This window comes from Actinacidiphila sp. bgisy160, from assembly GCF_057707815.1.
This window is the reverse complement of sequence record NZ_JBYIQW010000004.1, coordinates 1-20,286: the sequence shown is the minus strand read 5'-3', so window position 1 is coordinate 20,286 and position 20,286 is coordinate 1. Positions and strand designations below refer to the sequence as shown.

15 protein-coding genes are annotated in these 20,286 nt (G+C 72.4%); 13 read left to right on the top strand and 2 right to left on the bottom strand.

Annotated elements, in window-relative coordinates; all coding sequences use genetic code 11:
• Nucleotides 1-148: 148 nt before the first annotated feature.
• From rpsA to AC3EUJ_RS05725, 5 genes are all read left to right on the top strand, one after another.
• Entirely contained in the window at nucleotides 149-1,645 is a 1,497-nt protein-coding gene (gene rpsA / locus AC3EUJ_RS05745) for a 30S ribosomal protein S1 (RefSeq protein WP_431959853.1), read from the top strand.
• A 152-nt stretch (nucleotides 1,646-1,797) separates the two neighbouring features.
• Nucleotides 1,798-2,733, top strand: a complete 936-nt coding sequence (locus AC3EUJ_RS05740; RefSeq protein WP_431959852.1) for a PAC2 family protein — start codon at nucleotides 1,798-1,800, stop codon at nucleotides 2,731-2,733.
• Between the two features lie 41 nt (nucleotides 2,734-2,774).
• Nucleotides 2,775-3,377: a dephospho-CoA kinase gene (coaE, locus tag AC3EUJ_RS05735; RefSeq protein WP_431959851.1), complete on the top strand. Its 603-nt coding sequence runs from the start codon at nucleotides 2,775-2,777 to the stop codon at nucleotides 3,375-3,377.
• A gap of 288 nt (nucleotides 3,378-3,665) precedes the next feature.
• Nucleotides 3,666-4,034 (top strand): tetratricopeptide repeat protein, encoded by a 369-nt coding sequence (locus AC3EUJ_RS05730; RefSeq protein ID WP_431959850.1) that lies wholly within the window; start codon nucleotides 3,666-3,668, stop codon nucleotides 4,032-4,034.
• Nucleotides 4,035-4,181: 147 nt separating this feature from the next.
• On the top strand, nucleotides 4,182-7,286 hold the full coding sequence (locus AC3EUJ_RS05725; protein ID WP_431960033.1) for an alpha-N-acetylglucosaminidase: 3,105 nt from the start codon (nucleotides 4,182-4,184) through the stop codon (nucleotides 7,284-7,286).
• Nucleotides 7,287-7,301: 15 nt separating this feature from the next.
• Here AC3EUJ_RS05725 and AC3EUJ_RS05720 read toward each other — a convergent pair whose 3' ends face one another.
• Together AC3EUJ_RS05720 and AC3EUJ_RS05715 are read right to left on the bottom strand one after the other, a co-directional pair.
• The gene (locus AC3EUJ_RS05720) at nucleotides 7,302-8,099 is read right to left on the bottom strand and encodes an N-formylglutamate amidohydrolase (RefSeq protein ID WP_431959849.1); all 798 of its coding nucleotides are present in this window, start codon (nucleotides 8,097-8,099) and stop codon (nucleotides 7,302-7,304) included.
• A gap of 119 nt (nucleotides 8,100-8,218) precedes the next feature.
• On the bottom strand, nucleotides 8,219-8,797 hold the full coding sequence (locus tag AC3EUJ_RS05715; RefSeq protein ID WP_431959848.1) for a methylated-DNA--[protein]-cysteine S-methyltransferase: 579 nt from the start codon (nucleotides 8,795-8,797) through the stop codon (nucleotides 8,219-8,221).
• Between the two features lie 169 nt (nucleotides 8,798-8,966).
• Between AC3EUJ_RS05715 and AC3EUJ_RS05710 the strand changes: the two genes are divergently transcribed.
• The 8 genes from AC3EUJ_RS05710 to AC3EUJ_RS05675 all read left to right on the top strand — a co-directional run bounded on the left by AC3EUJ_RS05710 (nucleotide 8,967) and on the right by AC3EUJ_RS05675 (nucleotide 20,130).
• Nucleotides 8,967-9,905 (top strand): hypothetical protein, encoded by a 939-nt coding sequence (locus tag AC3EUJ_RS05710; RefSeq protein WP_431959847.1) that lies wholly within the window; start codon nucleotides 8,967-8,969, stop codon nucleotides 9,903-9,905.
• A gap of 430 nt (nucleotides 9,906-10,335) precedes the next feature.
• The gene (locus AC3EUJ_RS05705) at nucleotides 10,336-10,923 is read left to right on the top strand and encodes a hypothetical protein (RefSeq protein ID WP_431959846.1); all 588 of its coding nucleotides are present in this window, start codon (nucleotides 10,336-10,338) and stop codon (nucleotides 10,921-10,923) included.
• A gap of 6 nt (nucleotides 10,924-10,929) precedes the next feature.
• Nucleotides 10,930-13,104, top strand: coding sequence for a bifunctional polysaccharide deacetylase/glycosyltransferase family 2 protein (locus tag AC3EUJ_RS05700; RefSeq protein ID WP_431959845.1), 2,175 nt, complete (start codon nucleotides 10,930-10,932; stop codon nucleotides 13,102-13,104).
• Nucleotides 13,101-14,255, top strand: a complete 1,155-nt coding sequence (locus AC3EUJ_RS05695; protein WP_431959844.1) for an acyltransferase family protein — start codon at nucleotides 13,101-13,103, stop codon at nucleotides 14,253-14,255. The genes AC3EUJ_RS05700 and AC3EUJ_RS05695 overlap by 4 nt, the downstream gene beginning before the upstream one ends.
• 49 nt (nucleotides 14,256-14,304) lie before the next feature.
• The gene (gene uvrB / locus AC3EUJ_RS05690; protein ID WP_431959843.1) at nucleotides 14,305-16,401 is read left to right on the top strand and encodes an excinuclease ABC subunit UvrB; all 2,097 of its coding nucleotides are present in this window, start codon (nucleotides 14,305-14,307) and stop codon (nucleotides 16,399-16,401) included.
• Between the two features lie 109 nt (nucleotides 16,402-16,510).
• Entirely contained in the window at nucleotides 16,511-17,089 is a 579-nt protein-coding gene (locus AC3EUJ_RS05685) for a TerD family protein (RefSeq protein WP_431959842.1), read from the top strand.
• Nucleotides 17,090-17,111: 22 nt separating this feature from the next.
• On the top strand, nucleotides 17,112-18,887 hold the full coding sequence (locus AC3EUJ_RS05680; RefSeq protein WP_431959841.1) for a TerD family protein: 1,776 nt from the start codon (nucleotides 17,112-17,114) through the stop codon (nucleotides 18,885-18,887).
• Nucleotides 18,888-19,149: 262 nt separating this feature from the next.
• The gene (locus AC3EUJ_RS05675) at nucleotides 19,150-20,130 is read left to right on the top strand and encodes a TerC/Alx family metal homeostasis membrane protein (protein ID WP_431959840.1); all 981 of its coding nucleotides are present in this window, start codon (nucleotides 19,150-19,152) and stop codon (nucleotides 20,128-20,130) included.
• Nucleotides 20,131-20,286 lie beyond the last annotated feature (156 nt).

The window sequence follows — 20,286 nt, the reverse complement described above, 5'->3', positions numbered from 1 at the left end:
AGCCTGCGCGCCTCGGACGGAGCAGGCTGCGCTCACATCTGTTGTAAACCTCTCGGCCTTGCGGGCTGTCCGGAATCGGCAGGAGCGAAACGGGCTTACGGCGTAGCAGTACCTACGACTTCATGTCCGTACCGGAGCCCTTTTCCTAATGACGAGCAGCACCGAGGCCCAGGCCCCTCGTACCACCCCGCAGGTGGCGGTCAACGACATCGGTTCCGAGGAAGCCTTCCTCGCCGCGATCGACGAGACGATCAAGTACTTCAACGACGGCGACATCGTCGACGGCGTCATCGTGAAGGTCGACCGGGACGAGGTCCTGCTCGACATCGGTTACAAGACCGAGGGTGTCATCCCCTCGCGCGAGCTTTCGATCAAGCACGACGTCGACCCCAACGAGGTCGTCGCCGTGGGCGACGAGATCGAGGCCCTGGTCCTCCAGAAGGAGGACAAGGAGGGCCGTCTGATCCTGTCCAAGAAGCGCGCCCAGTACGAGCGCGCCTGGGGCACGATCGAGAAGATCAAGGAAGAGGACGGCATCGTCACCGGTACCGTCATCGAGGTCGTCAAGGGTGGTCTCATCCTCGACATCGGCCTCCGCGGCTTCCTCCCCGCCTCCCTGGTCGAGATGCGCCGTGTCCGCGACCTCCAGCCGTATGTCGGCAAGGAGCTCGAGGCCAAGATCATCGAGCTGGACAAGAACCGCAACAACGTGGTCCTCTCCCGCCGTGCCTGGCTGGAGCAGACCCAGAGCGAGGTCCGCCAGACCTTCCTCACCACCCTCCAGAAGGGCCAGGTGCGCTCCGGCGTCGTCTCCTCCATCGTCAACTTCGGTGCCTTCGTGGACCTGGGTGGCGTGGACGGCCTGGTGCACGTGTCCGAGCTGTCCTGGAAGCACATCGACCACCCCTCCGAGGTCGTCGAGGTCGGCCAGGAGGTCACGGTCGAGGTCCTGGACGTCGACATGGACCGCGAGCGCGTCTCGCTGTCGCTGAAGGCGACCCAGGAAGACCCGTGGCAGCAGTTCGCCCGGACCCACCAGATCGGCCAGGTCGTCCCCGGCAAGGTCACCAAGCTGGTGCCGTTCGGTGCGTTCGTCCGCGTGGACGAGGGCATCGAGGGTCTGGTCCACATCTCCGAGCTGGCCGAGCGCCACGTGGAGATCCCGGAGCAGGTCGTCCAGGTCAACGACGAGATCTTCGTCAAGGTCATCGACATCGACCTCGAGCGTCGTCGCATCAGCCTCTCGCTGAAGCAGGCCAACGAGTCCTTCGGTGCCGACCCGGCCTCGGTCGAGTTCGACCCGACCCTGTACGGCATGGCCGCGTCCTACGACGACCAGGGCAACTACATCTACCCCGAGGGCTTCGACCCCGAGGCCAACGACTGGCTCGAGGGTTACGAGAAGCAGCGCGAGGAGTGGGAGCGCCAGTACGCCGAGGCGCAGGCCCGCTTCGAGCAGCACCAGGCGCAGGTCATCAAGTCCCGCGAGGCGGACGCCGAGGCCGCGGCCGCGGCCGGCGAGGCGGCTCCGGCCGGCCCGGCCGGTGGCTCGTACTCCTCGGAGTCCGGCGACCAGTCCGGCGCCCTCGCGTCGGACGAGGCGCTGGCCGCGCTCCGCGAGAAGCTGGCCGGCGGCCAGAGCTGATCGCAGGGCGTATCGCCCACGCACCACGGAAGGACCCGCTCTCCCCTGGAGGGCGGGTCCTTCCGCGTTCGTTCGCCAAGTCCGGGCGGGAATGCGCGGGCCGTACGGGCCGTTGCACCCAGAGTTGACGAAGACCGAGGGAAGGGTGCGCAGTGCTGGATCCGCAGGGGCTGTACGCATACGAGCCGGGCGGGGCAGAGGCGGTCGACGAGGCGTTCGGTGAGACCGGACCCGTGCTGCTGTACCACTTCGACGGGTACATCGACGCCGGGGAGACCGGTGCGCAGGTCGTCGAGGAGCTGCTGGAGCGGCAGGAGCACCAACTGGTGGCGCGTTTCGACGCGGACCGCCTGGTTGACTACCGGGCGCGCCGTCCGCTGATGACCTTCAAGCGCGACCGCTGGTCGGGGTACGAGGCCCCGCAGATCGCGCTGCGGCTGGTCCGGGACAGCACGGGCTCGCCGTTCCTGCTGCTGTCGGGCCAGGAGCCGGACATCGAGTGGGAGCGTTTCGCCGCGGCGGTGGTGCAGATCGTGGAGCGTCTGGGCGTGCGGCTGGCCTTCAACTTCCACGGCATCCCCATGGGCGTACCGCACACCCGCCCGGTGGGGCTGACGCCGCACGGCAACCGGTTGGACCTGGTGCCGGGGCACCGCACCTGGTTCGACGAGGCGCAGGTGCCGGGCAGCGCCGAGTCGCTGATCGAGTACCGGCTGGCCGAGGCGGGCCGTGACGTGCTGGGTGTCGCCGCGCACGTACCGCACTACCTGGCACGTTCGGGTTACCCGGACTCGGCGCTGGCCGTGGTGGAGACGCTGACGGCCGCCACCGGCCTGGTGCTGCCGCAGGTGGCGCACGCGCTGCGGATGGAGGCGCACACCGTACGTGCCGAGATCGACCGGCAGGTCGCCGACGGCGACGCGGAGCTGGTCGCGGTGGTGCAGGGTCTGGAGAACCAGTACGACGCGCTGGCGGGCGGCAGCAGCCGGCAGAACCTGATCGCCGAGCCGGTCGAGCTGCCGTCGGCGGACGACCTGGCGGCGGAGTTCGAGCGTTTCCTGGCCGACCGCGAGGACGACGGCTCCTGACCCGGCTCGTGGGCGGACGGCGGCCCCGATAGTCTCGCGCCATGGTCAAGGTGGGGCTGACGGGCGGGATCGGGGCGGGCAAGAGCGAGGTGTCGCGATTGCTGGTCTCCTATGGGGCGGTGCTGGTCGACGCCGACCGGATCGCGCGCGAGGTGGTGGAGCCGGGCACACCCGGGCTGGCGGCGGTGGTAGCCGAGTTCGGTGAGGGGGTACTGGCCGCCGACGGCACCCTGGACCGGCCGAAGCTGGGCGCGATCGTCTTCTCCGACCCCGAGCGGCTGCGGGCGCTGAACGCGATCGTCCACCCCCTGGTCCGGGACCGCTCGGCGGCGCTGGAGCGGGCCGCGGGCACGGACGCGGTCGTCGTGCACGACGTGCCGTTGCTGGCCGAGAACGACCTGGCACCGCTGTACGACGTGGTCGTGGTGGTGGATGCCGCCCCCGAGACTCAGCTTGACCGGCTGGTGCGCCTGCGCGGCATGGCCGAGGAGGACGCCCGGGCCCGGATGGCGGCCCAGGCCACCCGGGAGCGGCGGCTGGCGATCGCCGACGTCGTGATCGACAACGACGGGCCGCTGGAGGCGCTGGAGCCCCAGGTCCGGCAGGTGTGGGAGCGGTTGCGTCAAAAGATCGTCAAGAGCTGATCCGGAACCACCCGGCGGGACGCCATCCCGCCGATCCGGCCGCTGCTCCCTGCTCCCTGCTCCGGCTCCGGCCGCCGAGCCCGCGCGGCCCGTCACCGAGGTCGACGGCGCGACGCCGCAGCCTCTGGAGGCGCCGAAGGGCCCGGCCGGGCCCACGGTGCCGACGGAACGGCGGCCGGCCGACGGGGAGGCCTGAGCGACCTCCGCGGCGTTCCGCAGGGGAATGCATATACGGATGGTGATGTTGGGTAGTTGTGACCTGTTGAGCGCCCGGGGAAGGAGGCGGCTGTGCCCGAGCAGAGCCCCGAGAACCACGTCATCGACTTCCGCGCGGCGGAGCAACTGCTGGCGGTCCGCGACGCCCGTGGGGCGGTGAAGCTGCTGGATTCGGTCATCGCCGCCCACCCGGAGAACACGGCCGCGCGGCTGCTGCGCGCCCGTGCCTTCTTCCTGTCCGCGCAGCTACGCCCCGCCGAGCTGGAGTTCCAGGTCGTCCTGGAGCGTGAGCCGGACAACGCGTACGCGCACTTCGCTCTCGGCCGCACCCTGGAGCGTTCCGGCCGTTCGGGGGAGGCGCTGCGGCACTTCCGGCTGGCGGCGGCGCTCGACCCCAAGCCCGACTACCTGCAAGCGGCCCGCTTCCCATACCCGGCGTGAGCCAGAATGGGGAGTTCGCCCGGTTTTACGCCGGGCGCCCCTCGCGTCACATTGATCCATATCGTCGCTCTCGTTACGGTTCCGGGGCACGTGTTCTGACGCAGCCTCAACTGTGGGGAGCCGGCCGTGACTCGAGTGACCAGGCGGATGCTGCTGGGTTCGGCCGCCGTGACCGCCGCGGGCGCGGTGTTCCCGGCGGGGGCGGCGGGCGCGACCATGGCCGGCGCCTTCGACACCGCTCCCGCGCGGGCCGCGCTGGGCCGGTTGCTGCCACGGCATGCGGGGCAGTTCCGGCTGACCGCGCAGGCCCGGGGGAACGGCGGCAAGGACGGCGGAGGGCCCGACCGCTTCCGGATCGCCGGCGCGCGGGGCCGGATCGAGGTGGCCGGGACGTCCCCGGCCACACTGCTGTGCGGTGTGCGCTGGTACCTCAAGCACGTGTGCGGCGTGGGCGTCTCCTGGGCGGGCGACAGTCTGGACGCCCTGCCCGCGACGCTCCCTGCGCCGCCCCCGGGCGGCATCACCCGGCGCGCCACCGTGCCGCACCGCTTCGTCCTCAACGACACCAACGACGGTTACACCGCCCCCTACGCCGACTGGCCGCGCTGGGAGCGCTTCATCGACGTACTCGCACTGCACGGCTGCAACGAGGTGCTGGTCGTCGCCGGTGCGGAGGCCGTCTACCGGCGCGTGCTGCGCGAGTTCGGCTACTCCGACCGGGAGGCCCTGGCCTGGCTGCCGGCCCCGTCGCACCAGCCGTGGTGGCTGCTGCAGAACCTGTCCGGGTACGGCGGCCCGTTGACTCCGGGCCTCGTCGACGCCCGCGCCGCACTGGGCCGCAGGATCACCACGCGGCTGCGCGAACTGGGCATGACCCCGGTGCTGCCGGGCTACTTCGGCACCGTCCCGGACGGCTTCGCCGGGCGCAACGCGGGGGCGCGCGTCGTCCCGCAGGGCACCTGGCACGGCTTCGCCCGCCCTGACTGGCTGGACCCGCGTACCGGTGCCTTCGGTGCCGTGGCGGCCTCCTTCTACCGGCACCAGAAGGAGCTCTTCGGCGAGGCCGCGTACTTCAAGATGGACCTGCTCCATGAGGGCGGCACCGCCGGCGGCGTGCCCGTGGCCGCGGCCGCCCGCGGCGTCCAGGCGGCGCTGCGTGCGGCGCACCCCCGCGCCACCTGGGTGATCCTCGGCTGGGAGAAGAACCCGCGGGCCGATCTGCTGGGAGCCGTCGACAAGGAGCGGATGCTCGTCGTGGACGGCGTCTCCGACCGGTTCGCCTCGGTCACCGACCGCGAGCGGGACTGGGCGGGCACCCCGTACGCCTTCGGCTCCATCCCCAACTTCGGCGGCCGGACGACGATCGGTGCCAAGACGCACGTGTGGGCGGACCGCTTCTTCAGCTGGCGGGACAAGCCCGGCAGCGCCCTGGTCGGCACCTGCTACCTCCCGGAGGCCGCCGAGCGCGACCCGGCCGCCTTCGAGCTGTTCTGCGAACTGCCCTGGCACGAACAGCGGGTGGACCTGCCGACCTGGTTCGACACCTACGCGCGGACCCGCTACGGCGCCGCGGACGGCCAGGCCCGCGTCGCCTGGCAGGCCCTGCGCCGCACCGCCTACCGGCACGACGCGCTGGAGCGCGCAGACGCCCACGACAGCCTCTTCACCGCCCGCCCCTCACTGACCGCCGACTCCGGCAGCGTGTACGCCCCCAACGCCCTCACCTACGATCCCGCCGGATTCGACACGGCGTTCGCCGCGCTGCTGGCGGTCTCCGCGGGGGCGCGTGACCGCGACGCCTACCGTTACGACCTGATCGACGTCGCCCGGCAGGCCGTCGCCAACCGCAGCCGGCAGCTGCTGCCGCAACTGCGTGCCGCGTTCGCGCGCGGCGACGCGGCTGTCTTCCGCCAGCTGTCCGAGCTGTGGCTGCGGCTGATGCGGCTGGCCGACGAGGTCGCGGGCGGCCACCGCGCGTTCCTGCTGGGCCCCTGGCTCGCGGAGGCCCGGGCCTGGGGCAAGGCGGACGCGCAGCGCGCGGAACTCGAGCGCACCGCCCGGGTGCTGACCACCACCTGGGGCGGGCGCGCGACCTCGGCGTCACTGCACGAGTACGCCAATCGGGACTGGAACGGGCTGGTCGCGGACTTCTACCTGCCGCGCTGGCGGACCTTCCTGGACGAGTGCGCGGCGGCCCTCACCACCCGGCGCGCACCGCGGGCCGTCGACTGGTACCGCGCCGAGGAGCCCTGGACGAAACGCACCGGAAGCTACCCCACCCGGCCCACCGGCGACGCGCACACGCTTGCCCGGCGGGCCTACCAGGCCCTCGCCGCCGCCCCCTACCAGGGCACGCTGACCGTGACCGCGGAACCCGCGACCCTGGTGCCGGGCGGCCGGACCCTGGTCACCGCGGAGTTCATCAACACCAACGGTCTCGCCCCGACGGGCACCGTCGGCTTCTCCCTGACCGCGGACGGCGTGCGGGCCGTGCCGCGCGGGGCGCTGTCGCTGCCGCGCGTGGCGGCCGGCGGCACCGGCCGTGCGACCTGGCATGTCACCGCGCCCGAGACACGTCCGAAGCGGCCCCTGTCGCCGCTGCGGTACGAGGCGCGGGCCGCGTACGAGCCGGTGCCGGGCGGCGCGAGGGTGCCCGCGGTCGCCACGGGGGACCTGTACGTCGCGGGCCCGCTGGAGCGTGCGTACCGCACCGTCAACGGCACCGGCGCGGTCTTCGGGCAACTCGGCGACCGCTTCGCCATCGACGGCGCCGGGCGCGACCTGTGGAAGGGCACGGCCGAGTTCGCGGCGGTCCTGCGGCGCGGCGCGCTGCGGGACGGCGTGACGGTCACCACCCGGGTCGACAGCCAGGCCGAGACGGCCGCATGGGCGCGGGCGGGCATCGTCGTCCGCGACGACCTCGACGACCCGGCCGCCCCGGGCTTCCTGAACCTGGCCGTCAGCCCCGGGCACGGGGTGACGCTGTCGTACGACTCCGACGGCGGCGGCCGGCTGAACCGCTACCGGCGGCTCGCCGGGGTGCGCGCCCCGGTGCTGCTGAGGCTGCGCCGCCGGGGCCGCGCCTACACCGGGGAGTGCAGCACCGACGACGGGACGACGTGGCGGAAGGTCGCGACCGTGACCGTCCCCGCGGCGGCCCGGACCCAGGACGTGGGGCTCTTCATGACCGCGGGGAACGGCGGCACGGGGGACCGCGGCCTGGTGGAGTTCACCGGCTTCCGCGTCACCTGAGGCCGCCCGTCCCCTTCAGCCCCGACCCGTGCCCACGGCGGCGACCAGGGCGGCCAGGGCGTCACCGAGCCGGTCCAGCCCGTCACCAGGGGCGCCACCGGGCTCCGTCATGTACCCGTCCCGGCGGATCTCGACCATCAGCGCCGACACCTCGCGGACCTCGCCGTAGTGCTTCAACGGCACGTAGGTGCCGGCGAACGGTGAGTCGAACCCGACCTCGCCGCACGACGCGAAGGCCTCGCGGGCCGCGTCGAGCAGCCAGGGCGGAGTGTGGAAGATGTCGGTGCCCAGGCAGACGGCGGGGCGGGGCCCGTCGCCGTGCAACTCGTAGGGGAGCGGCGCGCCGGGGTAGGAGTGCACGTCGATGACGACCGCCCGTCCGGTGGCTTCCAGCCGGTCCTGCACGGCCGCCGTCATGGCGGCCGCGTACGGCTCGAAGTAGGTTTCCAGCAGGGCCCGTTCGTGCTTGCGGTCGTCCTCGCGCAGCGGCGCCCCGTGCGAGGTGCGGGTGTAGACGGCGCCCATGCCGACGGCGCGCATCTCCTCCCGTTCGTCCGGGAACCGCTCGGGGTCGACGACAAGCCGCGACAGGCGGTTGGTGAACTGCCAGGCCCCGGTTGGCGCGGCGGCGCGCGCGGCGATCAGGTCGGTGTACGCGTCGGTCATGTGGTCGAGTTCGGCCGCCAGCCCGGCGTCGTCCAGGAGGATGCGCTCACGGACGTGCCCGGGGACGGCGCGGGCACTGTGCGGAACGTGGAGGAGCACCGGTGAGTCCGGCGCGCCCTCGGTGATCCGGAAAGCCTCTTCGTTCATTTCTCCACCCCTCCCCGGCCCCCGCCGGTGTGACCCGCCGTCGCGGCGGGCGTTGATCAGTACAGATGCCATCGCCGGCGCCGGCCATCGGTCGCCACCCGCAGTGCGTTGACGACGCGTCAGAACAGCGGCTCCGGCAGGACACCCTCCAGGGCCAGCAGCGAGCGCTTGATGTCGAGCATGCGCAGGCCCCCGCCGAAGCCTCCGATGCCCCCGTCGCTCTCCAGGACCCGGTGACACGGGACGACGACAGGCAGCGGGTTGGAGCCCATGGCCACCCCCACGGCCCGGGCCGCGCCCGGCTCGCCGACCCGGTTCGCGAGGTCCTGGTAGCCGACCACGCTGCCGAAGGGGACGCCGGCCGACAACTCGCGCAGCACACGGCGGTTGAAGCCCGTCGTCAGCGACCAGTCGAGGTCGAGGTCGAAGGTGTGTCGCTCCCCGGCGAAGTAGGCCTCCACCTGGCGTATCGCCTCGTCCAGCCGGACTCCCGCGGCGCTCGCGGGCCCGGGCCTGCGCGAGGGCACGGCGCCCAGCCGGGAGCAGATCCGCTCCAGTACGGCGGGCGCCTCCTCCTCCCCGGTCCGGAAGGCCACGTGGACCAGGCCCTGCCCGGTCGCGGCGAGCAGCAGCCGCCCGATCGGTGCCTCCAGCACCGTCCAGGCGACCTCGGCGGAAGGGGTCTGCGGTTGCGTCACGGTCCCCAGGGTAGGACGGGGCACTGACAGCCGGTCCGGACGCGGTCCCGCCGGTCCCCGCTCCGGCGACGGCAACCGGCCGCACGCTCCGCCACCCGGGAGGGTGGCCGTTCTCGACAGGTGTGTCACAGGCAGTGGTTGACAGGTCCCGGGAGGGGATGGGGCGCGCATGACGCGAAACGACTTCGTCCCCGCCGTCCGCCGCCTCGCCCGTGAACAGGACCGGGTCACCACTGTCGCCCAGCTCGCCGCGCTGGGCGTGCCGCAGAGCAGGCTGCGCGAATGGTGCCGACCCGGCGGCCGGTGGCAGCGGCCACTGCCACGGGTGGTCGTCCTCCAGCCCGGTCCGCTCAGTGCCGCCCAGCGCTCCAGGGCGGCCCTGGCCTTCGCCGGGTACCCGCAGGTCCCGGCCATGATCACCGGTGTTGCGGGGCTCGCCCTGCACGGGGTCGAAGTGGCCGCGCCGCCGTGCGGTCTCCCGGTGGTGGACGTGCTCGTCCCGAGCGAGCGCCGCATCCGCACCCACACCTGGGTGCGGGTCCACCACGGCCGCGGTCTCCCCGCGCCCGGGACCGTCGATGGTGTTCCCGTGGCGCCGGTGGCCCGGGCCGCGGCCGACGGCGTACGGGAGTCGATCGACCCCGAGTGGGCCCTGGAGGTGGTCCGCGAACTGGTCATAGCGCTCGGCGTGCCCGCTCCCGTGCTCGCCGCCGAACTGGGCGGTGCGGTGCTCGCCCGGCGCCCCGCCGTGGCCGCCCTGCTGGACGCCATGGACGCCGGCCCGCGCGCCGCCTCCGCCGAGCCGAAGGCCCGCGCCTTGGTGTCCCGGTCCGGGCTGCGGCAGCCGCTGTGGCGTCCCACCCTCCAGTTCGACGGCGCCTTCCTGGGTACGCCCGACGCCTACTGGGTGCGCGACGGCCTCGTCCTGGACCTCGGCCCGGGCGCCGGGCGCGGCCGGCTGGAGTCGCTGGGACTGCGTGTGCTGCGGGTCGCGCCCGCCGCGCTCACCCGCAGTCCTGCCGAGGTCGTCGCCGCCCTGCGCACGGCGCTGGCAGCAGGGCCGTACGGGCCGCTGGAACGGATCACGGCGCTGCCCGGGGCGATGTGACGTCCGGGTGTACGCGGCGGCCGCACGGGAGCCGTCGCGCGCGGTCACGAACCCGAGGGCGAAGCCGTCGGCCCCCATCCCGCGCGCAGCACCCTCCATGTCGTACGCGGTGGAGCGCGAGGCGTCCACGTACGGGCTGAAGGCCACCGCGGCCACCGGTTCGCTCCCCTCGGGCGCGCGGGGTGCCGCGGAGCCGGCGGGCTCCGTGCCGGTGAGGAGGGAAGCGGTCGTGGCGGCGACGGCGACCGCCACGAGTCCGGTGATCAGCTGTGCCGTGCGGCTCTTCACGACGGAGAGACCATCTGCCCCGGAAATCCAGGATCTCACTTCCCCGGAATTTTGGAAAAGGGTCCGCGATTCATTCGTGGGATTAATTCGCCGGGGGGATCCGTGGAATTCAAGGAGGGGATTTACTGCTAGCATTCCGCCCATGCATTTCCTCTCCCGGCGGGCGTGTCCCCGTGGGCAGTCCACGGCGGAAGGGCCCGTGTTCGTCGACGCCTCGGGCCGCCGGGCGCGCATTATCCGGCGCGCCGGACTGGCCGTCGGGGTCGCCTGCGCGGGATATGCCGTGCTGCTCGGGGTGGCTTTTGTGGGAGGCACCCCTTTCGCGCCGGCGACCCTGATTCCGGGCGCCGACGTCCCCGGGGGCGCGTCGGCGCAGGCCGGGGCGGGTGGAAGAACCGGCGGTGCCGCGGAACGCGTCGCGAGCGCCCCGGCCGCCGTCCACGCCCCCAATCCCGCGGTCCGCGGCCCTGCCACGGCGCCCACCGTCGTCGCGGCCGCCGAGGTCACCCCCTCCGCCACCGCGGGCCGTGCGACGGCCTCCGCCGGTCCCCGCGGGACCGGTGCCACCGCGACGGCGAGCACCTCCCCGCGGCCCACGACCCACCGCACCCCCACCGCCAGTGCCCCGCCGTCCGCCTCCGTCCCCGTGACACCCGGTCCTGACACCCCCGCCTTCCCCCCGGGCGACGCGGGCGGCGACCCGGTACCCGGTGACGGCTGGGACGACTGAGCGGCCATGACGCGGACGGCCCGGCACGCGGCACCCGGCGCGATCACCAAGGTGGCGTCGGCCGGTCGGCAGGCCGTACCCAGACCCCGCGTCGTCATGGCCGTGCTGGGGCTGTGGGCGCTGGTGTGCGTGCTGCTGCTGGACGGCTACCTGCACTCGGAGATCGGCAACGACAGCCGTGTCCACGAGTCCGGGAGCGCGGGCCGGGTGCCCGCCTCCGTCCTCGACGGCGGGCCGGTCCTGACCTTCGACGCCGACGGCGAGCCCGTCAGCCACACCCTGCCGCCCCGGACGATCGCGCTCACCTTCGACGACGGCCCCGACCCCCGGTGGACCGCGAAGGTGCTCGCCGTACTGCGCGAGCACGACGTGCCGGGCACCTTCTTCGTCGTGGGCCAGCTGGCCGCCCGGTACCCCGCGCTCATCCGCGACATCGTCGACTCCGGCGGCGAGATCGGCGTCCACACCTTCTCCCACGTCGACCTGGCGTACCAGAGCAGGGGAAGGATCGACCGCGAACTCGCCCAGACCCAACTGGCGCTCGCGGGCGCCGCGGGCATCACCACCTCCCTCTTCCGGGCCCCGTACTCCTCCGAGCCCGACGCCGTCGACGACGCCACGTGGCCCGTCTACCGCTACCTCGGCACCAAGGGCTACATCAGCGCCTTCGTCGACACCGACAGCGAGGACTGGCGGCGCCCCGGCGTCGCCGGCATCGTCCGCGGCGCGACCCCGAGCGGCGGCAAGGGCGCCTCGGTGCTCTTCCACGACGCCGGGGGCGACCGCTCCCAGACCGTGGCGGCGCTCGGCACGTACATCGACGCCATAAAGGCGAAGGGATACACCTTCACCACGCTGACCGCGAGCCTGGGCGCCACGACCGCCAACCACCGGGCGAGCGGCGCCGAGTTGTGGCAGGGTCGCGCCCTCGTCGGGGTCGTGGCGCTGGCCGAGTTCACCATGCCCGTCCTGTTCTGGCTGCTCGTCGTGGTCGGCGTCGCCGTCCTGGCCCGCTTCGCCCTGATACTCGTCCTCGCCCGCCGGCACGCCAGGATCCGCGGCCGCCGCCGCTTCAGATGGGGGCCACCGGTCACCGAACCGGTCAGCGTCATCGTGCCCGCCTACAACGAGAAGGAGTGCATCGCCAACACGGTCGGCTCGCTCGTGTCGAGCACCCATCCGGTGGAGATCATCGTGGTGGACGACGGCTCGACCGACGGCACCGCCGGCATCGTCGAGGCGATGGGCCTGCCCCAGGTGCGTGTCGTGCGCCAGGAGAACGCGGGCAAGGCCGCCGCGCTCAACCACGGCCTGGAGTGCGCCCGTCACGACCTCGTCGTGATGATGGACGGCGACACCGTCTTCGAGCCCGACACCGTGCACCGGCTCGTCCAACCCTTCGCCGACCCCCGCGTGGGCGCCGTCGCGGGCAACGCCAAGGTCGGCAACCGCGCCACGCTGATCGGCTCCTGGCAGCACATCGAGTACGTGATGGGCTTCAACCTCGACCGCCGCATGTACGACCTGCTCGGCTGCATGCCCACCGTCCCGGGCGCCGCCGGCGGCTTCCGCCGCGCCGCACTGCTCTCCGCCGGGGGCATGAGCGGGGACACCCTCGCCGAGGACACCGACGTCACCATCGCCCTGCTCCGCGCGGGATGGCGCGTGGTGTACGCCGAGCACGCCCGGGCCTGGACCGAGGCGCCGGGCACCATCGGCCAGTTGTGGCGGCAGCGGTACCGCTGGAGCTACGGCACCATGCAGGCGCTGTGGAAGCACAGGCGCTCCCTGGTGGACCGCGGGCCCTCCGGACGCTTCGGCCGGGTCGGCATGCCACTGGTCGTGCTCTTCCAGATCGTCACGCCCCTGTTCGCGCCGCTGATCGACCTCCTGACCGTCTACGGCGCCGTCTTCGTCGACCCGGTCAGGTCGCTCGTCTCCTGGGCCGCACTGATGAGCGTCCAGGTGATGTGCGCGGCCTACGCCTTCCGCCTGGACGGCGAGCGGTACCGGCACCTGCTGATGCTGCCGCTGCAGCAGATCGTCTACCGGCAGTTGATGTACCTCGTCCTGATCCACTCCTGCGTCACGGCCATGACCGGAGGCCGGCTGCGCTGGCAGAAGCTCGAGCGCACCGGCGAGGTCGGCTCCCCGCAGGCGTCCGCGGGAGCCGCCCGATGACCGCGTCCGACACCTCCTCCCTGCCCCGGCCCAGGGCCTCCGGCCGGCACGCCGCCCGCCGCGGCGCGCGGGCCGTCACCCGCGCCGTCCCTGGCGCCCCGGGCGGCCGCGACCGCTACCTGGACCTCCTGCGCGTCCTGGCGCTCGTCCGCGTCGTCACCTACCACACGTTCGGCTGGCCCTGGCTGAGCCTGGCGTTCCCCTCCCTCGGCGTGATGTTCGCCCTCGCGGGCTCGTTCATGGCGCGGTCGCTGGAGGGGCCCGCACTGCCGGTGGTGCGGCGCCGGCTGCGCAGGCTCCTGCCGCCGCTGTGGTGCCTTGGCGCCGTCCTGGTGCCGGCGATGCTGTTCCACGGCTGGGCGCCCGGCGAGCACCACGCAGCACGCTGGTGGGCGCGGCTGCTCCTGTGGGTGGTGCCGGTGGCGGACCCGCCGGGCAGCGCCTGGGCCGAGCAGGCCACGGGGGTGCTCTGGTACGTGCGTGCCTACCTGTGGTTCGTCCTGCTCTCGCCCCTGCTGCTGCGCGTGTTCCGGCGGTCGCCCTCCGCCACGCTCGTCGTCTCCCTCGTCCCCATCGTGCTCCTGCAGACGGTCTGGAGTCCGCCGGAAGGCCGGGCCGGGAGCGAGGTCATCGACCTTGCGACCTTCCTCACCTGCTGGCTGCTCGGCTTCGCCCACCGTGACGGGCTGCTCGACCGCGTGCGGGCGGGACTGGTGCTGGTCCTGGCCGCCCTCGCCATGGCGGCCGGCGCCTGGTGGGCCTCGTCCCACCGCGTGGACGGCTCGCACGACCTCAACGAGATCCCCCTCGCCCAGGCCCTGTGGTCGGCCGGCCTCGTGCTGCTCCTGCTGCGCTTCCGGCCATGTGCCGGCCTGGTCGAGCCGGCCGGGCGGATCCGGCCGCTGGACCGGCTGGTGCGGATCGTCAGCGCGCGGGCCGTGACGGTCTACCTGTGGCACGAGGTCGCGCTCATGCTCAGCGTCCCCCTGATCGACCTGATGTGGCGGGTCAGGGCCTTCGAGCTGTCGCTGCCGCTGGGCAGCACCTGGTTCCAGTTCGGGGTGGCGTGGGTGCTGATCGCGGTGGCCATGCTGCTCCCGGGCCTGGTGGAGGACCTTGCCGCGGGGCGCCGTCCCCGCCTCCTGCCCTGATCCGGGCCGGTCGGAGCCGGTTGTCAGTGGGGGGTCGTACCGTTGACCCATGCGGCCCGTATCAGACATCGAACGCAGTGTGGCGCCCTTCGAGGTCGTCAGCCCCTACCAGCCCAGCGGCGACCAGCCGACCGCCATCGACGACCTCGAGCGGCGCATCCGCGCGGGTGAGAACGATGTCGTCCTGCTCGGCGCCACGGGTACCGGCAAGTCGGCGACCACGGCCTGGATGATCGAACGGCTGCAGCGCCCGACCCTGGTCATGGCGCCCAACAAGACGCTGGCCGCCCAGCTGGCGAACGAGTTCCGCGAGCTGCTGCCGAACAACGCGGTCGAGTACTTCGTGTCGTACTACGACTACTACCAGCCCGAGGCGTACGTCCCGCAGACGGACACCTACATCGAGAAGGACTCCTCGATCAACGAGGAGGTCGAGCGGCTGCGCCACTCCACCACCAACTCGCTGCTGACCCGCCGCGACGTGGTCGTCGTCGCCTCGGTGTCCTGCATCTACGGCCTGGGCACGCCCCAGGAGTACATCGACCGCATGGTCCGGCTCAAGGTCGGCGACGAGATCGACCGGGACGCCCTGCTGCGCAAGTTCGTCGACATCCAGTACGCGCGCAACGACGTGGCGTTCACCCGCGGCACCTTCCGGGTGCGCGGCGACACCATCGAGATCTTCCCGGTCTACGAGGAGCTAGCCGTCCGCATCGAGATGTTCGGCGACGAGATCGAGGCCCTGTACACGCTGCACCCGCTCACCGGTGAGATCGTCACCGACGACCAGCAGCTGTACGTGTTCCCCGCCACCCACTACGTCGCCGGCCCCGAGCGCATGGAGCGCGCCATCGCGGGCATCGAGAAGGAGCTCGGCGAGCAGCTCGCTGTCATGGAGAAGCAGGGCAAGCTGCTGGAGGCGCAGCGGCTGCGGATGCGCACCACCTACGACATCGAGATGATGCGGCAGATCGGCACCTGCTCCGGCATCGAGAACTACTCGCGGCACATCGACGGCCGTGAGGCGGGCTCCGCCCCCGACACCCTCATCGACTACTTCCCCGAGGACTTCCTCCTCGTCATCGACGAGTCGCACGTCACCGTGCCGCAGATCGGTGCCATGTACGAGGGCGACGCCTCCCGCAAGCGGACCCTGGTCGACCACGGCTTCCGCCTGCCCTCCGCCCTCGACAACCGGCCGCTGAAGTGGGAGGAGTTCCTGGGGCGGGTCGGTCAGACGGTCTACCTGTCGGCCACCCCGGGCAAGTACGAGCTCTCCCGCGGCGACGGCGTCGTCGAGCAGATCATCCGCCCGACCGGCCTGGTCGACCCCGAGGTGATCGTCAAGCCCACCAAGGGGCAGATCGACGACCTGGTGCACGAGATCCGGGTGCGCGCCGAGCGCGACGAGCGCGTCCTGGTCACCACCCTCACCAAGAAGATGGCCGAGGACCTCACCGACTACATGCTGGAGCTGGGCATCCAGGTGCGGTACCTGCACAGCGACATCGACACCCTGCGCCGGGTGGAGCTGCTGCGCGAGCTGCGTGCGGGTGAGTTCGACGTGCTGGTCGGCATCAACCTGCTCCGTGAGGGCCTGGACCTGCCCGAGGTGTCGCTTGTCGCCATCCTCGACGCCGACAAGGAGGGCTTCCTGCGCTCCGGCACCTCCCTGATCCAGACCATCGGCCGTGCTGCGCGCAACGTCTCCGGCCAGGTCCACATGTACGCCGACAAGATCACCCCGGCGATGGAGAAGGCCATCGACGAGACCAACCGGCGCCGGGCCAAGCAGATCGCCTACAACGAGGAGCGGGGGATCGACCCGCAGCCGCTGCGGAAGAAGATCGCCGGCATTCTGGACTCCTTCGCCCGCGAGGACGCCGACACCGAGGAGCTGCTGGGCTCCGGCCGCCAGCGCTCGCGCGGCAAGGCACCGGTGCCGGGGCTGTCCGCTAAGGCGGGCGAGAAGCGCGCCGCCAAGAGCCTGCCCGCCGCCGAACTGGCCGAGCTCATCGGCGAGCTGACCGACCAGATGCACGCCGCCGCCGCGGATCTGCAGTTCGAGGTCGCGGCCCGGCTGCGCGACGAGGTGGGCGAGTTGAAGAAGGAACTGCGGCAGATGCGGGAGGCCGGGGTGGCCTGACCGTACCGGCTGTCGAATCTCTTGCCGAACCACGGTGCCCTACCCGTGCGTCTCCCCATAGGGTGCGGAGCAACCGCACGTCGGCAAAACGGTTGAGAGGGGACAGCGCGTGACGGTCAATATGACCAAGGGTCAGAAGATCAGCCTGCAGAAGTCGGACGGGGGGACCCTCACGGCGGTCCGTATGGGGCTCGGCTGGCAGGCCGCCCCGCGTCGCGGTCTCTTCGGTTCCCGTACCCGGGAGATCGACCTTGACGCCTCCGCGGTCCTGTTCGCCGACAAGCAGCCCGTGGACGTGGTGTTCTTCCGGCACCTCGTCAGCGATGACGGCTCCGTCCGGCACACCGGCGACAACCTGGTCGGCGGTGCCGGACAGGGCGGTGACGACGAGTCGATCCTGGTCGACCTGCAGCGGGTTCCGGTGCACATCGACCAGATCGTCTTCACCGTCAACTCCTTCACCGGGCAGACCTTCCAGGAGGTGCAGAACGCCTTCTGCCGCCTGGTCGACGAGACCAGCGGGCAGGAGCTCGCCCGCTACACCCTGACAGGAGGCGGTGGCTACACCGCCCAGATCATGGCGAAGGTTCAGCGCAACGGTGACGGCTGGTCGATGACCGCGATCGGCTCCGCGGCCAACGGCCGCACCTTCCAGGACCTTATGCCGGCGATCCTGCCGGCGCTCTGACCGGGCACAGGGGGGCGCGGGCATGACCATCGAGCTGGTCCACGGGCAGAACCATCCGCTTCCCGGCACCTCGCTGGAGGTACGGGTGTCGGCCGGCACGCCGGTGGTGGCCGGTGTCTCGCTGGGCGACGGGCAGGGGCGCGTGAGCGGCCCCGGGTCCGTCGCCCACCCCGGGGCGCCGCGGCTGCCCGGCATCGAGGTGCCCGCGCGCCTCGCCGCCGAGCAGCGCGTCACCGCGGACCTGGCGGCCGTCCCGGCGGACGTGGACCGCGTCCACGTCCTGCTGGCGCTGCCGCCGCTCGCGGGGGCGCCGACCCGCTTCGGGGCCTGTCCCGCGCCCCACCTGACCGTCGCCGGACCCGACGGGATACCGGTGGTGAGCTTCACCGCCACCGGGCTCGGCGCCGAGGCCGCGATCGTCGTCCTGGAGCTCTACCGTCGCCAGGGCGCCTGGAAGGTGCGGGCGCTCGGCCAGGGGTACGCGGGCGGGCTCGCCGAGCTGTTGCGCGACCAGGGGCTGGGCCGCTCCGACGCGGACGCGGTGGCCGCCCGCGTGGCGGACGCCGTACGCCCCGCGCCCGCGCTGCCCAGCACGCCCTCCGCCCCGCCTCCCCCGGCCTCCCCGCCCCCGCCTCCCCCGGCCTCCCCGTCTCCGCCACCCGCGGACTCCGTGCCGCACATGGCGACCCCGGCGTCCGCGCCCGTCGCGGGTGACGCCGCGGGCTGGAGCATGGAGGAACGGCTCTACAACCAGGTCTGGGGCATGTTCGAGGACCTGGCCCGCACCATCGCGGCCTACCGCAGCGCCGTCGACTTCGCCGAGTCCCGGCTCGACCAGGAACTGGACACGCTCCTCGCCGACCCGCGCACCCGCGTCGGCCCCGCCGCCGAGGCCGCCCGCGACCAGGCCAGGGCCCGCCAGGCCGAGCTGGTGGACCGGGCCCGTGCCGTGCTCGACCGTGATCTGGCACAGCTGACCGCCGAGGCCGAGGTGGTCGAGCCCGCGCTGCCGGCGCCCTATGCGGGCTGGGAGAGCCCGGTCTGGCACGGCTACCGCGTCCCTGCCGAGCCGCCCATGGCGGTCCGGCTCGGCGACCTCCACCTGCCCGAGCGTCCTGAGCTGCGCGTCCCCCTGCTCGTACGGCTGCCACTGGAACGGGGTCTGTGGGTGGACAGCGCCCAGGACCGCCGCCGGGCCGTGGACGTGGCCGTGGCGCTCGCCGCCCGACTGCTCGCCTCCCACCCGGCGGGGGAGTGCGCCGTCCACGTGATCGACCCGGCGGGCTCCGCCGTGACGGCGCTGACCCCGTTCACGGACTCCGGCGCGCTGCGCGAGCCGCCCGCCACCGGCGCCGCCGGGGTGGCGGCACTGCTCGCCCGGCTCACCGAGCGGGTCGACCTGGTGCAGATGGCCCTGCGCGCCGGCGTGCCCTTCGAGGTCCCCCCGGGCGTCGACCCGGCCCGCCAGGTGCTGGTGGTCAACGACTTCCCGTACGGTTTCGACGACCGGACGATCAACCAGCTGCGCTACCTCGCCGACGAGGGCCCGCAGGTCGGCGTCCACCTGGTGGTGGTCGCCGACCGCGACGACGCCCGCGAGTACGGTCCGCTGCTCGACCCGCTGTGGCGGTCGCTGATGCGCCTTACCCCGCAGCCCGACGACCACCTCGCCGACCCCTGGGTCGGCCACTCCTGGACGTACGAACCGCTGCTCGCCCCGGCCGGCAGCGCGGTCCTGTCGCAGGTGCTGCGCCAGGTGGCCGCCGCCCGCCGGACGTACGACCCGGGCCGCCACTGACCGTTCGATCGGGCGACAGGGCCCAGCCTCGCCCTCCTCGACAACCATCACGATTGACCGTTGCTTTACTCTCTTTACCTTTCCTTGGGATTTCATGTACTCTCCTTTACGCGGAGGGGAGTACTCCCTGCATTGCGGTGCCTCCCGTCATCACGGGCCGAAACGGCCCCGGGACACCGGCCCCGGCCCACGGGCCCGGGTGGAAGAGACCTCCGGCAGCGACAACGCTGACAATCGCCAGCCCATCTGCCGGAGGCATCGCGTGGATGTATCCCTGACCCTCTGGGCGCTGACCATCGCCGGTCTGTGCGCCCTGATCGCCGCCGACTTCTTCATCGGGCGCAAGCCCCATGAGGTGTCGGTCAAGGAAGCGGGGATCTGGACCGTCGTCTGGATCGTCCTGGCCGCCCTGTTCGGGCTCGGCCTGCTCCTCCTCGCCGGCGGACAGCCCGCGGGCGAGTTCTTCGCGGGCTACATCACCGAGAAGTCGCTCAGCGTCGACAACCTCTTCGTCTTCGTCCTGATCATGGCGAAGTTCGCGGTGCCGTCCCAGTACCAGCAGCGCGTCCTGCTCTTCGGCGTGCTCATCGCGCTGGTCCTGCGCGCGGTCTTCATCGCCGCCGGCGCCGCCATCATCGCCAGCTTCGCCTGGGTCTTCTACATCTTCGGCGCCTTCCTCATCTGGACCGCGTGGAAGCTGATCCAGGAGGCCCGTGCCGAGGAACACGACGAGGAATTCGAGGAGAACCGGCTGCTCAAGGCCGCCGAGCGCCGCTTCGGCGTCGCCGACCGCTACCACGGAACCAAGCTCTTCATCCAGCAGAACGGCAAGCGGGTCATGACCCCGATGCTCGTGGTCATGCTGGCGATCGGCACCACCGACGTCCTGTTCGCGCTGGACTCCATCCCGGCGATCTTCGGCCTCACCCAGGACCCGTACATCGTCTTCACCGCCAACGCCTTCGCCCTGATGGGCCTTCGCCAGCTGTACTTCCTCATCGGCGGCCTGCTGAGGAAGCTCGTCCACCTCTCCTACGGGCTGTCGATCATCCTCGGCTTCATCGGCGTGAAGCTCGTCCTGCACGCCCTGCACGAGTCGGGGGTCCACGTCCCCGAGATCAGCATCCCGTTCTCCCTCGGCTTCATCGTCGTGGTCCTCGCCGTCACCACGGTGACCAGCCTCATGGCGTCGAGGAAGCAGGCGACCGCGGAGCAGCACGACGAGGAGCACGTCGACGCCTGACCGTGGGGCCACCCCGCCGTTCGTCCGCCGCGTCGCGGAACTCGATCGCGGTCCCGGCCGCCGACGCGGCGGCGATCCGGGCCATATAGGGAAGGACGCGCACGTGGGTCCGATGCCCCGCGTGCGCGGGGGTGGGGGAGGACAGGGGGGGGCGGC

Excerpts from the sequence above, each read along its gene's own strand:
- rpsA (WP_431959853.1), top strand. The coding sequence starts at position 149 with ATGACGAGCAGCACCGAGGCCCAGGCCCCTCGTACCACCCCGCAGGTG.
- coaE (WP_431959851.1), top strand. The coding sequence starts at position 2,775 with ATGGTCAAGGTGGGGCTGACGGGCGGGATCGGGGCGGGCAAGAGCGAG.
- AC3EUJ_RS05725 (WP_431960033.1), top strand. The coding sequence starts at position 4,182 with ATGCTGCTGGGTTCGGCCGCCGTGACCGCCGCGGGCGCGGTGTTCCCG.
- AC3EUJ_RS05720 (WP_431959849.1), bottom strand. The coding sequence starts at position 8,099 with ATGAACGAAGAGGCTTTCCGGATCACCGAGGGCGCGCCGGACTCACCG.
- AC3EUJ_RS05710 (WP_431959847.1), top strand. The coding sequence starts at position 8,967 with ATGACGCGAAACGACTTCGTCCCCGCCGTCCGCCGCCTCGCCCGTGAA.
- AC3EUJ_RS05705 (WP_431959846.1), top strand. The coding sequence starts at position 10,336 with ATGCATTTCCTCTCCCGGCGGGCGTGTCCCCGTGGGCAGTCCACGGCG.
- AC3EUJ_RS05700 (WP_431959845.1), top strand. The coding sequence starts at position 10,930 with ATGACGCGGACGGCCCGGCACGCGGCACCCGGCGCGATCACCAAGGTG.
- AC3EUJ_RS05695 (WP_431959844.1), top strand. The coding sequence starts at position 13,101 with ATGACCGCGTCCGACACCTCCTCCCTGCCCCGGCCCAGGGCCTCCGGC.
- uvrB (WP_431959843.1), top strand. The coding sequence starts at position 14,305 with ATGCGGCCCGTATCAGACATCGAACGCAGTGTGGCGCCCTTCGAGGTC.
- AC3EUJ_RS05680 (WP_431959841.1), top strand. The coding sequence starts at position 17,112 with ATGACCATCGAGCTGGTCCACGGGCAGAACCATCCGCTTCCCGGCACC.